The following is a 13,100-nucleotide window of genomic DNA, read 5'->3' as shown; positions in this document are numbered from 1 at the left end:
GGGCGGCGCCCCCGGGCGGCACTCCGGAACCCGAACGGGCCGGGCCCGGGACCATCGAGGTCCCGGGCCCGGCCCGTTCCGTTCCTACAACCCCGCGATCAGCTGTGCACGCGCAGCAGCGACCGCATCGTCCGCATCGCCACCGACAGGTTCGCCAGGTCGAAGTCGTCCGACCCCTGGATCTCGTCCAGAGTCGTCCGCGCCCGCCCGATGATCGCCGCGTTCTTCTCCTCCCACGCCTTGAAGCGCTCCTCGGGAGTCGACGTGCCGTTGCCCACCGACAGCACGTCCGCCGTCAGGGCCGCGTGCGCCGCGAACAGGTCCTCGCGGATGGAGGCACGGGCCATCGACTGCCAGCGGTCGGACCGCGGCAGCTCGATGATCCGGTCCATCAGCTGGGTGATGGCCAGGCGGTCGGCGAGGTCGTAGTACACCTCGGCGACCTCCAGCGGGTCCGCACCCGTACGGTCCGCGATCGCGACGATGTCCAGCGCCGGGAAGGCGGAGGAGAAGCCGGCCACCTTGGCGGCCAGTTCCTCCGGGACGCCCTCGCCCGTCAGCTCGTCCAGGATCGACTGGTACCACTCCAGGTCGGCGCCGCGCACCAGCTTCGGCAGCTCGGCCCAGACCTGGCCCACCCGCTCCTGGAAGAAGGCGATGGTCTCGGTGATCTGGAGCGGCTGCGGCCGGTTGTTGAGCAGCCAGCGGGTACCGCGCTCGACCAGGCGCCGCGAGTGCAGCCGCACCCGGGTCTGGACGTCGGCGGCGACCTTGTTGTCGAGCGCCTCCACCGCGTCCCACACGTCGGCCAGGCCGAAGATCTCGCGGGCCGCGAGCTGCGCGCGGACGATCTCCTCCGTGGAGGCCCCGCTCTCCTCGCGCAGACGGTGCAGGAAGGTCGACCCACCCGTGTTGACGGTGTCGTTGACCAGGATGGTGGTGATGATCTCCCGGCGCAGCGCGTGCGCGTCGATCTGCTCGGTGAGCCGCTCGGCCAGGGCGGCCGGGAAGTAGGCGAAGAGCAGGCGGCGCAGGTACGGGTCGTCCGGCAGCTCGGTGGTGATGAGCTCGTCCGCCACCGTGATCTTGGTGTAGGCGAACAGCACGGCCAGTTCCGGCTGGGTCAGGCCCTTGCCGCTGCCCAGCAGCTCGCGGATCTGCCGGTCGGTGGGCAGGAACTCCAGCGCCCGGTCGAGGCGTCCGTCGCGCTCCAGCCGCCGCATGTAGCGCTGCTGGGCGTGGAGCAGGCTCGGGGCCTGCGCCGCGCCGTTGGCCAGGGCGGTGTTCTGCGCGTAGTTGTTGCGCAGGACCAGGTGGCCGACCTCGTCGGTCATCTGGGCGAGCAGCTTGTTGCGCTGCTTGACGGTCATGTCGCCGTCCGTGACGACCGCGTTGAGCAGGATCTTGATGTTCACCTCGTGGTCGGAGGTGTCCACGCCGGCGCTGTTGTCGATGGCGTCGGTGTTGACCTTGCCGCCCTCGCCGCCGGCGCCGCTGCGGGCGAACTCGATCCGGCCGAGCTGGGTCAGACCCAGGTTGCCGCCCTCGCCGATGACCTTGGCCCGCACGTCGGAGCCGTTGACGCGGATGGCGTCGTTGGCCTTGTCGCCGACGTCCGCGTGCGTCTCGGCCGTGGCCTTGACGTACGTGCCGATGCCGCCGTTCCACAGCAGGTCCACGGGGGACTGCAGGATCGCCTTCATCAGGTCGGCCGGGGTCATCTTGGTGACGCCCGCCTCGATGCCGAGGGCCTCACGGACCTGCGCGGTGATCGGGACGGCCTTCGCGGAACGCGGGTGGATGCCACCGCCCGCCGAGATCAGCGAGGTGTCGTAGTCGGCCCACGAGGAGCGCGGCAGCTCGAACAGGCGCCGGCGCTCGGCGTAGGAGGTCGCCGCGTCCGGGTGCGGGTCGATGAAGATGTGCCGGTGGTCGAAGGCGGCGACCAGGCGGATGTGCTCGGAGAGCAGCATGCCGTTGCCGAACACGTCGCCGGACATGTCACCGACGCCGACGACGGTGAAGTCCTCGGTCTGGGTGTCGTGGCCCAGCTCGCGGAAGTGCCGCTTGACGGATTCCCACGCGCCGCGGGCGGTGATGCCCATGCCCTTGTGGTCGTAGCCGGCCGAGCCGCCCGAGGCGAAGGCGTCGCCGAGCCAGAAGCCGTAGGACTCGGCCACTCCGTTGGCGATGTCGGAGAAGGTCGCGGTGCCCTTGTCGGCGGCGACGACAAGGTAGGTGTCGTCCTCGTCGTGGCGGACCACGCCCTTGGGGGGCAGGACCTCGCCGGCGACCATGTTGTCGGTGATGTCGAGCAGCGCCGAGATGAAGATCTTGTACGAGGCGATGCCCTCGGCGAGCCAGGCGTCACGGTCCACCGACGGGTCGGGGAGGTTCTTCGCGACGAAGCCGCCCTTGGCGCCGACCGGCACGATCACGGTGTTCTTGACCATCTGCGCCTTGACCAGGCCGAGGATCTCCGTACGGAAGTCCTCGCGGCGGTCGGACCAGCGCAGGCCGCCTCGGGCGACCTTGCCGAAGCGCAGGTGGACGCCCTCGACGCGCGGGGAGTACACCCAGATCTCGAAGGCCGGACGCGGGGCCGGCAGGTCCGGGATGGCCTGCGGGTCGAACTTCATCGACACGTACGCGTGCTGCTCGCCCACGCCGTTGAGCTGGAAGAAGTTCGTGCGCAGCGTGGCCTTGATGAGGGTGAGGAAGGCCCGCAGGATGCGGTCCTCGTCGAGCGAGGCGACCTGGTCCAGGGCCCCGTCGAGCTCCTCCAGCATGGCGTCCACGAGCTCGCTGCCGGCGGTCTGGCGCACGGGCGCCATCCGGGCCTCGAAGAGCGAGACCAGCAGTCGGGTGGTGTGGACGTTGTTGCGGAGGGTGTCCTCCATGTAGTCCTGGCTGAAGGTGGAGCCGGCCTGGCGCAGGTACTTGGCGTACGCGCGCAGGACGACGGCCTGTCGCCAGGTGAGCCCGGCGCTGAGCACCAGGGCGTTGAAGTTGTCGTTCTCCGCGTCGCCCTGCCAGACCGCGGCGAAGGCGTCCTGGAAGCGCTCGCGGGCGTCGTCGCCGAGGTAGTTGTCCCCGTTGCCGGAGACGGGCATCCGCAGACCGAAGTCGTAGATCCAGGCGCTGACCCGGTCGGAGCGGCGCAGCTCGTACGGGCGCTCGTCGGTGACCTCGACGCCCAGGCGCTGCAGCACCGGCAGGACCGCGGAGAGCGAGACCTGGTCGCCGGTGCGGAAGATCTTGAACCGGCGCTCGCCGGGGCCCGCGCCGACGGGCTCGTAGAGCGAGAGCGCGAACTGGCGGTCGCTGGCGGCGAGCCGCTCCAGGTGGACCAGGTCGGCGACGGCCGCGCGCGGCGAGTGGTCGGCCTTGTAGCCCTCGGCGAAGGAGGTGCCGTAGCGGCGCAGCAGCTCGGCGGCGCGCTCCTCGCCGCACTCGGCGATCAGCGCTTCCTGGAAGCCGTCGGCCCAGGAGCGGGCGGCCTCGACGAGCCGGCCCTCGATGCGCTCGACGTCGGAGTCGGTCAGCGCGGGCAGCTCGGTGCCCTGCGGGACGCGGACCACGAAGTGGATGCGGGAGAGGATCGATTCGGTGTTCCACGCGGTGAAGTCGACGCTGATGCCGCCGAGCTCCTCGCGCAGGATGTCCATCAGGCGCAGCCGCACCCCGGTGGTGAACCGGTCGCGGGGCAGGTAGACGAGCGCCGAGTAGTAGCGGCCGTACTCGTCCTGGCGCAGGTACAGCCGCAGCCGGCGGCGTTCCTGGAGGTACAGGACGGAGGTGACGATGGCCTGGAGCTGGTCGACCGGGGTCTGGAACAGCTCGTCGCGCGGGTACGTCTCGAGGATCTGCAGCAGGTCGCGGCCGTCGTGGCTGCTCGGCGCGAAGCCGGCGCCGTCGAGGACCTCGACGACCTTGCGGCGGATGACCGGGACGCGGCGCACGGACTCGGTGTACGCGGCGGAGGAGAACAGGCCGAGGAAGCGGCGCTCGCCGACGACGTTGCCGTCGGCGTCGAACTTCTTGACGCCCACGTAGTCGAGGTACGAGGGGCGGTGCACGGTGGAGCGGCTGTTGGCCTTGGTCAGCACCAGCAGGCGGTGCTCACGGGCCTTGGCGCGGGCGTCGGCCGGCAGCCGGTTGAAGGACGGCGAGACCGGGTGGCCGTCGTCCTTGCCGCTGTGGTGCGGGTCGGAGCGCAGGATGCCGAGGCCGGTGCCGGGCACGGCGGCCAGGGAGTCGCCGTCGACGAGGTTGTACTCGCGGTAGCCGAGGAAGGTGAAGTGGTCGTCGGCGAGCCAGCGCAGCAGCTCACGGGCCTCTTCGAGCTCGTACTCGCGCAGGTCGGGGGCGGTGGGCTCCTCGGGCAGGCCTTCGGCGATGCGCAGCGCGGCGTCGCGCATCTTCTCCCAGTCCTCGACGGACTCGCGGACGTCGGACAGGACGCGCAGCAGGTCGGCGTTGATCTGCTTGAGGTCGGCGCGGTCGGTCTCGCGGTCGATCTCGACGTGGATCCAGGACTCGACGAGGGAGTCGTGGGGGCGCGCCGTGCGGGGGCCGTGGGCGTCGCAGTCGGGACCGAGGATCTCGATCAGCTTGCCGGTGACGTCACGGCGGACGACGACCTGCGGGTGGATCACGACGTGGATGCCGCGGCCCTGGCGGGACAGCTCGTTCGTCACGGAGTCCACGAGGAAGGGCATGTCGTCGGTCACGACCTCGACGACGGAGTGGCTGGAGGTCCAGCCGTTCTCCTCCACCGTGGGCGTGTGCACGCGCACGTTCGCGGTGCCCTGCGGCCGGTTCTCGGCGAGCCGGTAGTGCGAGAGCGCGGCTCCGAACACATCGACCGGGTCGCGGTCCGCGAGGTCCTCGGGCGCCGTGTGCAGGTAGTAGCGCTGGAGGTAGGAGAGCACCGTGTCCTGGTCTGGACGGCCTCCCTGCTCGGACCCAGTCGGAAGTAGCCCCCCGGCCGGGCTGTGCTCAGCTACCCGGGCCGCCCGCGCGAGCAGCTCGGCTTTTGCTTCGTCCAGCTTGGTCTGCATGTCCTCTGGCTCCTGTCGCGCGCCATTGCGTGACGTAGGTGAAGGAAGGAATGACATAGCGCCGCGAGGCGGGGTGTCCGTTCGGGATCGACGCTATGCCGTCGAGAGAGCCGACCGGGAGGGAATGAGCCATGATCGGCAGAACGTCCCGGGGGCGGGGATCAGCGAAGGCCCGGGCACGGTCGTGCGCCGGGCGCAGGCCGGAGGCTTCAGTGCCCCCGAGGACTATCGCGCTGATCACGGGTACAAGGCTATCCCGACCTACCCCCAGGACGTCATTCGCTGCATCTGTACAAATCTTGGGGTGGAACTTTGACACTCTGGCCGGCGACGTGACCGGCCGTCCGTGCAGCAGCCCGTCCCGTCGCTATCCGGCCAGCTCGCGAGCTGTCCGGACGGCCTCGGCCAGGCTGTCCACGACCGGTACTCCGGCTGATTCCAGACTGCTGCGGCTGTGCGAGCCACCCGTGTAGAGAACCGCCCGGGCGCCGACGTGGGCGGCGGCGAGGGCGTCGTCCACGGCGTCTCCGATGAGGACCGTACGGTCCGCCGTCACACCCGTCCCGTCCAGGGCGGTCAGGTGGCGTACGAGGTGTCCCGCCTTGGAGGTGTGGGAGGGGCCGACGCGGCCGTCGACGCGCAGGAAGTGCTGGTCGATGCCGTGGGCGCGGACCAGGGGGACGAGCTTGTCGTGGGGCGCGAGGGACAGCAGGGACTGGGTGAGCCCGTCCAGCTGCCAGTCCCGGAGCAGCTCGCGGGCACCCTCGGCCAGCCCGGAGTCCGCGGCGGCGGCCCAGTAGTGGCGGTGGAAGGTGTCGTCCATGACGAGCCACTCCTCGTCGGTGGGCAGCCGTCCCATGAGGCGCTCGTAGAACTTCGGCACCGGTACGACGTACAGGTCGCGGTAGGTCTCCAGGGTGATCGGCGCGAAGCCGAGCTCGGCGAAGGAGGCGTTGGTCGCGACTATGACGGCGTCGATGTCGTGGAGGAGCGTCCCGTTCCAGTCCCAGACGATGTGGTTCGGGAGCGTCGTCGCGGTGGTCGCGGTGGTCGCGTCGGTCGTGTCGGTCACTTCAGCAGCCCCGGAATCTCCTGCACGCCGAACCACAGCAGTTCGTGGTCCTCGGCGGCGTCGACGGTGTCCTGCGCGTCCGCGTCCCCGCCGTCGGCGGCCTCCAGGGCCCGCACGGCGGCGGCCACGTCCTCGTCGGCGTCATCGGCGTCCACGTGCACGGCGGCGGCCACGGCGAGCCGTACGGCGGCGCCGAGGGTCACCCGGCCCAGAGCGGCCTCGTCCTCCCCGGGAGCGGCGGTGGCGGCCTTGTCGTCGACGTCGAAGGCGACCACGACGCGGCGGCGCGGGGCGCCCGCGTCCGCGGCGACCAGCCGCAGGGAGGCGAGCGCGGCCCGGTTCAGGGCGGCGTACTCCAGCTCCTCGATGTCCTCCGAGACGTACCACTCGCGGAGCCCGGGGGTGACGGCGTACGCCAGCAGCGGGGCGGGACCCAGCTCACCCGCCTTGTGCACCTCGGCGAGCCCGGGGAGGGTCAGGGGGACGTACACGCGCATGGCCGGCTGCTTTCGGTAGTCGGAAACGCCCTCAGGATACGACTCGGGCGCGGCCGGGCGGGTGATGGACTCCGTCCCCCTTCGGGGCGCCGGACCGGGAGCCGCGCCCGTCCACCCGGGTACGCCGACGGGCGCCGCCCGGGGCCGGTGACCGGCCGCCGCCCACCCGGATAGGTGAAGCGGGCGGGTGGCCGGGCGGGCCGCGGGCGTGGTTGCGGAGCGTGTTCGGCGGCCGTAGAAGATCCCCATCAAGTTACCGCCCGGTACCGCTCCGGGCCCGGCCTGTTCGGGGGCAGCTCGCGATGGACACCACGATGCGCGACACGATGACCGGCAACGACGGCAGCCGCCGGCGGCCCACGGGCCGACCCCGGACCCGGCCCGCGGGCCGCCGCGACCCACGGCGCCCGGCCGGCCCCCCGCTCACCCTGCGACAGGGCCCGCACCACTGGTTCGCCGAACACCTCCTCGCGGTGGTCAGCGGCCTGCGCCCGGTCCACTCGCTCCTCGGCCACACCATCGGCCCCGCCTACCAGCAGCTGATCACCCTGGCCCCCACGGACCCCCTCCGCGACCGCCTCCGCCCGGTGATCCGCCGGTGCGGCCGCTTCACCCCCGGCCCGGGAGTCATCGAGGCCTTCGCCCGCATCGCCACCGGCGACCGCCTCACCGCCATGGCCTTCCGCCTCGAACAGGGCCCGGACCTCCGCTGGCGCTGCGCGGCGGTGGAAATCCAGGGCCCCCGCCCATGAGCCGTCGCCGCCTCTTTCCGCCTCGCCGGCGTTCGAGGCGCGGGGGTCCGGGGGCAGCGCCCGCGGCAACGGCGCCGCACACGCACAGGCACCCGCACCCGCACACAACGCGGCCGGGGCCGGACACCCACGGTGTCCGGCCCCGGCCGACAGATCCAGCTCAACCCAAGGGCAGCGGGTTACTTCTTCCGGCGACGACCACCGGCGGCCTTCTGCGCCTTGCGACGCTCCGCCCGCGTCATCCCGTCACCCTCACCGCCGGCGGCGTCGCTGTCGAAGTCGCCCTCGATGACACCGCCCTCCCCGTCCACCGTCGGGGCGGAGAAGTGCAGCCGGTCCGGCCGCTGCGGAGCGTCCAGGCCCTTCGCCCGGATCTCCGGACGCGCACCCGCCGGCTCCTTCGTCAGCGACGGCGCCGCGTCCTGCACCGGCAGCTCCTCGACCTGCTGCTCGACCTGGACCTCCAGGTTGAACAGGTAGCCGACGGACTCCTCCTTGATGCCCTCCTGCATGGCGTTGAACATGTCGAAGCCCTCGCGCTGGTACTCGACCAGCGGGTCCTTCTGGGCCATGGCCCGCAGGCCGATGCCCTCCTGCAGGTAGTCCATCTCGTACAGGTGCTCACGCCACTTGCGGTCGAGCACCGACAGGACCACGCGCCGCTCCAGCTCACGCATGATCTCGGAGCCGAGCGTCTTCTCGCGCGTCTCGTACTGCTCGTGGATGTCGTCCTTGACGGACTCCGCGATGAACTCGGCGGTGATGCCCGCGCGGTCGCCCGCGGCCTCCTCCAGCTCCTCGATGGTGACCTTCACCGGGTAGAGCTGCCGGAAGGCGCCCCACAGGCGCTCCAGGTCCCACTCCTCGGCGAAGCCCTCGACCGTCTCGGCCGCGATGTACGCGTCGATGGTGTCGTCCATCATGTGGCGCACCTGGTCCTGCAGGTCCTCGCCCTCCAGGACGCGGCGGCGCTCGCCGTAGATGACCTCGCGCTGGTTGTTGAGGACCTCGTCGTACTTCAGGACGTTCTTACGCGTCTCGAAGTTCTGGGTCTCCACCTGCGACTGGGCCGACGCGATCGCGCGCGTCACCATCTTGTTCTCGATCGGCACGTCGTCGGGGACGTTCGCCATCGCCATGACGCGCTCGACCATCTGCGCCTTGAACAGACGCATCAGGTCGTCGCCCAGCGACAGGTAGAAACGGGACTCGCCCGGGTCGCCCTGTCGGCCGGAGCGACCGCGCAGCTGGTTGTCGATACGGCGCGACTCGTGGCGCTCGGTGCCCAGCACGTACAGCCCGCCGAGCTCCTTGACCTCCTCGAACTCCGCCTTCACCGCGGCCTCGGCCCGGGTCAGCGCCGAGGGCAGGGCGTGCGCCCACTCCTCGATGTGCTCCTCCGGGTCCAGACCCTGCTGGCGCAGCTCGGCCTCGGCGAGGTCGTCCGGGTTGCCGCCGAGCTTGATGTCGGTACCACGACCGGCCATGTTCGTGGCGACCGTGACCGCGCCCCGGCGGCCGGCCTGGGCGACGATCGTCGCCTCACGGTCGTGCTGCTTGGCGTTGAGCACCTCGTGCGGGATGCCGCGCTTGGAGAGCTGCTGGGAGAGGTACTCGGACTTCTCGACCGACGTCGTACCGACGAGGATCGGCTGGCCCTTCTCGTGCTTCTCCGCGATGTCGTCGACGACGGCGGCGAACTTCGCGACCTCGGTCCGGTAGATCAGGTCCGGCTGGTCCTTGCGGACCATGTCGCGGTTGGTCGGGATCGGGACGACACCGAGCTTGTAGATCTGGTGGAACTCGGCGGCCTCGGTCATGGCCGTACCGGTCATGCCCGACAGCTTCGAGTAGAGGCGGAAGAAGTTCTGCAGGGTGATCGTGGCGAGGGTCTGGTTCTCGTCCTTGATGTCCACCCCTTCCTTCGCCTCGATCGCCTGGTGCATGCCCTCGTTGTAGCGGCGACCGGCGAGGATACGGCCGGTGTGCTCGTCGACGATCATGACTTCGCCGTCGATGACGACGTAGTCCTTGTCGTTCTTGAAGAGTTCCTTGGCCTTGATCGCGTTGTTGAGGTAACCGACGAGCGGGGTGTTCACCGACTCGTAGAGGTTCTCGATGCCGAGCCAGTCCTCGACCTTGGCGACACCGGTCTCGTGGATGGCGACGGTGCGCTTCTTCTCGTCGACCTCGTAGTCGCCGGTCTCCTCGATGCCCTTCAGCGGCTGGCCGGCCTCGCCCTTGGTCAGGCGGGTCACCAGCTTCGCGAAGTCGCCGTACCACTTCGTGGCCTGGTCGGCGGGGCCGGAGATGATCAGCGGGGTACGGGCCTCGTCGACGAGGATCGAGTCGACCTCGTCGACCACGGCGAAGTTGTGGCCGCGCTGGACGAGCTCGTCCTGGGACCACGCCATGTTGTCGCGCAGGTAGTCGAAGCCGAACTCGTTGTTCGTGCCGTAGGTGATGTCGCAGTTGTACTGCTCACGGCGCTGGGCCGGCGACATGTTCGCCAGGATGCAGCCGACCTCCAGGCCGAGGAACTTGTGCACCCGGCCCATCATCTCGGAGTCACGCTCGGCGAGGTAGTCGTTCACCGTGATCAGGTGGACGCCCTTGCCGGACAGCGCGTTCAGGTACGCGGGCAGCGTGCCGACGAGGGTCTTGCCCTCACCGGTCTTCATCTCGGCCACGTAGCCGAGGTGCAGCGCCGCGCCACCCATCATCTGGACGTCGTAGTGCCGCTGGCCGAGGACGCGCTTGGCCGCCTCGCGTACGGTCGCGAAGGCCTCGGGCAGCAGGTCGTCCAGGCTCTCGCCGTCCTGGAAACGCTGCTTGTACTCGTCCGTGAGCGCTCGCAACTCGGCGTCGGAGAGGTTGACGAAGTCCTCTTCGATGGAGTTGACCTGGTCCGCGATGCGGTGCAGTTTGCGCAGGATCTTGCCTTCGCCTGCACGCATGAGCTTGTTGAAGACGGACACCGAGGTTTGTCTCCTTGCCGGTCGGGCCTGGGCACTGTACGTACACGGGCACGGCAGGTGGGCCCCACCGCAACGGCCATCGTAAGCGAGGACGTGGCCGCGTCGGGAGGTCCGCCGTTCCCGTGAGGGCACGGGTGCCCGGATTGAGAACGTACGGGGGACACCGAAGGTGCCGCATCGCCCGGAGGGATCACCGAAAATTGTTCGCCCCCGTTACCGGGACGGCAGCAGAATTCGTTCATGGAGCCCACGACACTGAGTACGGACCGATTGGTATTGCGGCCTTTCACCCCCGCGGACGAGGCCGAGGTCTACGCCGCGGCACAGGACGCGGACATCCAGCGCTGGACGGTGGTCCCCTCCCCCTACGAGCACGCCGACGCGCACGCCTTCGTGAACCAGATCGCGCCGACCGGCTGGCGCGAGGGCACGGCCATGCCCTTCGCCGTACGTCTGGGGGCGAAGGGCCCGCTGGTCGCGTCCGTCGGCGTGCACGTCCGCGGCACCGGCGGCTTCGCGAGCCACGAGATCGGCTACTGGGCGACCAAGGAACACCGCGGCCGCGGCTACATGACCGAGGCGGTCCTGGCCGTCGCCCGCTGGGCCTTCACCGAGCTGGGCGTCGCACGGCTGGAATGGCGGGCCGAGGTCGGCAACGCGGGCTCCCGCGCCGTGGCCGAGAAGGCCGGCTTCCGGGTCGAGGGCGTCATGCGGGCCGGCATCGAGCAGCGCGGCACCGCCCGCGACTGCTGGGTCGGCGCCCTGCTCCCCTCCGACCTGGGCCTGCCCTCGCGGACGCCGTACCTGCCGGCACCCTCCGCCTGAGGCTCCCGCAGGCTCCTGCACAATCGCGATCCATGGAGCCGATCACGCTGACCACCGATCGCCTCGTGCTGCGCCCCCACACCCCCGGGGACACGGCCGAGGTGCACGCCGCCTGCCAGGACCCGGAGATCCAGCGCTGGATCCCGGTGCCGGTGCCGTACCGCCCCAAGGACGCGCAGGAGTTCGTCACGGAAACGGTTCCGCGGGGGTGGCGCGAGGACGCCGAGTTCAACTTCGCGGTCCGGCTCGGGGCGGACGGCCCGCTCGTCGCCGCGCTGTGCGTCGTACCGCGCGGGCCGCACGCCCACGAGGTCGGCTACTGGTCCGTCCCCGGGCACCGGGGGCGGGGCTACATGACCGAGGCCGTACGGGCCGTGACCCGCTGGGCCTTCACCGAGGCGGGCTGCGTCCGCATGGTCTGGCGCGCCGGGGTCGGCAACACCGCGTCCCGGGCCGTCGCCGAGAAGGCCGGATTCACCGTCGAGGGCGTACAGCGCGCGGGCATGGAGCACCGCGACAGCCTGCGCGACTGCTGGGTGGGGTCCCTGCTCCCGTCGGACCTCGGCCTGCCCTCGCGGCTTCCGTACGTCCCGACCGCGGACGGGACCCCCGTTGTCGGTGGCCGGGCCTAGGCTGCGGAGATGACCTTGCCTTCGCTGTCCGCCGACGAAGCCCGCCGAATCGCCCTGCGCGCGCAGGGCTTCATCGGCGCACCCGACCGGCGCGGCGGGGTCCGCGGGGTCCTGGGCCACCTGGGCGCCGTACAGCTGGACACCATCTCGGTCCTGGCCCGCTCGCACGAGCTGATCCCGTACGCGCGCCTGGGCGCGGTGGGCCGGGACGCCGTCGAGCAGGCGTACTGGTCGGACCGGCACGCCTTCGAGTACTGGTCGCACGCCGCCTGCATCCTGCCGATCGAGGAATGGCCGCACTTCGCGTTCCGCCGCCGGGCCCGCCGGGCGCGCGGCCACCGCTGGCACGTCCTGCAGGACAAGGAGCGCTCGACGCGGGCGGTACTGGACCGGCTGCGGTCCGACGGCCCGCTGACCTCCACCGAGCTGGGCGGCGCCAAGAACGGCGGCGAGTGGTTCGAGTGGTCCGAAAGCAAGATCGCGGTGGAGTGGCTGCTGGACACCGGCGAGGTGGTCTGCAGCGAGCGCCGCGGCTGGAAGCGGGTCTACGACCTCCCCGAGCGGGCCGTTCCCGACGCGCTGCTCCACGACGACCTGGACGACCGCGAGTGCCTGCGCCGCCTGGTCGCCCTGGCCGGCCGGTCCCTGGGCGTCGGCACCCGCGCCGACATCGCGGACTACCACCGCCTCAAGGGCGAGGAGTTCGACGCGGTGGTCGCGGACTCCGGGCTGGTCCCGGTCGAGGTGGAGGGCTGGTCCAAGCCAGCCTGGGCGGACCCGGCGGCTCTCGCGCAGCCCCCCAGGGGCCGCCACCGCACGACGCTGCTCTCGCCGTTCGACTCCTTGGTCTGGGACCGCCCCCGCACGGAGCGGATCTTCGGTTTCACGCACCGCCTGGAGGCGTACGTGCCCAAGCCGAAGCGGATACACGGGTACTTCGCGATGCCGCTGCTGGCGGGCGGCCGGCTGCAGGGTCGCGTCGACCCGGCCCGCGAGGGCCGCACCCTGGTCGCCCGGCAGCTCTCCCTCACCTCCCCGAAGGCCGCGGGCCCGATGGCCCAGGCTCTGCGGGAGGCGGCGGAATGGGTCGGCTGTGAGGACGTACGCGTCGAACGCGCGAGCTCGCCCGCGGAAGCGGCGGCCGTCACCGCGGAACTGGCCGCGCTCTGAGCCCGGGGGATGCCCTGCCGATCAGGCCGGACATCCCCCGGGCCTAGGTCGTCTCTTTCGGATCTTGTCGGTCAGGTCCGCGTCGTCCGGTGCCGTGCCTCGGCGTGCTGC

General features: G+C 71.0%; 8 protein-coding genes. 4 read left to right on the top strand and 4 right to left on the bottom strand.

The genetic code is table 11. The annotated features are described in order from the left end of the window. Positions 1-98: 98 nt before the first annotated feature. From AB8A24_RS21380 to AB8A24_RS21370, 3 genes are all read right to left on the bottom strand, one after another. Complete coding sequence (locus AB8A24_RS21380; RefSeq protein WP_328963160.1) at positions 99-5,063, bottom strand: NAD-glutamate dehydrogenase; 4,965 nt, start codon at positions 5,061-5,063, stop codon at positions 99-101. A gap of 367 nt (positions 5,064-5,430) precedes the next feature. Then, positions 5,431-6,135: an HAD family hydrolase gene (locus tag AB8A24_RS21375; protein WP_369477159.1), complete on the bottom strand. Its 705-nt coding sequence runs from the start codon at positions 6,133-6,135 to the stop codon at positions 5,431-5,433. After that, the gene (locus AB8A24_RS21370; protein WP_369477158.1) at positions 6,132-6,632 is read right to left on the bottom strand and encodes a hypothetical protein; all 501 of its coding nucleotides are present in this window, start codon (positions 6,630-6,632) and stop codon (positions 6,132-6,134) included. The genes AB8A24_RS21375 and AB8A24_RS21370 overlap by 4 nt, the downstream gene beginning before the upstream one ends. 302 nt (positions 6,633-6,934) lie before the next feature. Here AB8A24_RS21370 and AB8A24_RS21365 point away from each other — a divergent pair, with 302 nt between their 5' ends. Next, on the top strand, positions 6,935-7,384 hold the full coding sequence (locus AB8A24_RS21365; protein WP_369477156.1) for an Rv3235 family protein: 450 nt from the start codon (positions 6,935-6,937) through the stop codon (positions 7,382-7,384). Between the two features lie 179 nt (positions 7,385-7,563). Here AB8A24_RS21365 and secA read toward each other — a convergent pair whose 3' ends face one another. Further along, positions 7,564-10,362: a preprotein translocase subunit SecA gene (secA, locus tag AB8A24_RS21360; RefSeq protein ID WP_328963157.1), complete on the bottom strand. Its 2,799-nt coding sequence runs from the start codon at positions 10,360-10,362 to the stop codon at positions 7,564-7,566. 240 nt (positions 10,363-10,602) lie between these two features. On the opposite strand from secA, the gene AB8A24_RS21355 reads away from it, so the two are divergent. From AB8A24_RS21355 to AB8A24_RS21345, 3 genes are read left to right on the top strand one after another with little or no spacing between them, the layout of a single operon-like run. Continuing rightward, positions 10,603-11,187, top strand: coding sequence for a GNAT family N-acetyltransferase (locus AB8A24_RS21355; protein ID WP_369477154.1), 585 nt, complete (start codon positions 10,603-10,605; stop codon positions 11,185-11,187). 32 nt (positions 11,188-11,219) lie between these two features. Further along, positions 11,220-11,819: a GNAT family N-acetyltransferase gene (locus AB8A24_RS21350; protein WP_369477152.1), complete on the top strand. Its 600-nt coding sequence runs from the start codon at positions 11,220-11,222 to the stop codon at positions 11,817-11,819. Between the two features lie 9 nt (positions 11,820-11,828). Then, positions 11,829-12,989 carry a winged helix-turn-helix domain-containing protein gene (locus AB8A24_RS21345; protein WP_369477150.1) on the top strand — a complete coding sequence of 387 codons (1,161 nt, stop codon included), beginning with the start codon at positions 11,829-11,831 and terminating at the stop codon, positions 12,987-12,989. Positions 12,990-13,100: the final 111 nt, after the last annotated feature.

Source organism: Streptomyces sp. BF23-19 (assembly GCF_041106355.1).
GTDB classification, from domain to species: domain Bacteria; phylum Actinomycetota; class Actinomycetes; order Streptomycetales; family Streptomycetaceae; genus Streptomyces; species Streptomyces virginiae_A.
The sequence above is the reverse complement of the archived record's forward strand: the minus strand, read 5'-3'. Positions and strand labels throughout refer to the sequence as shown.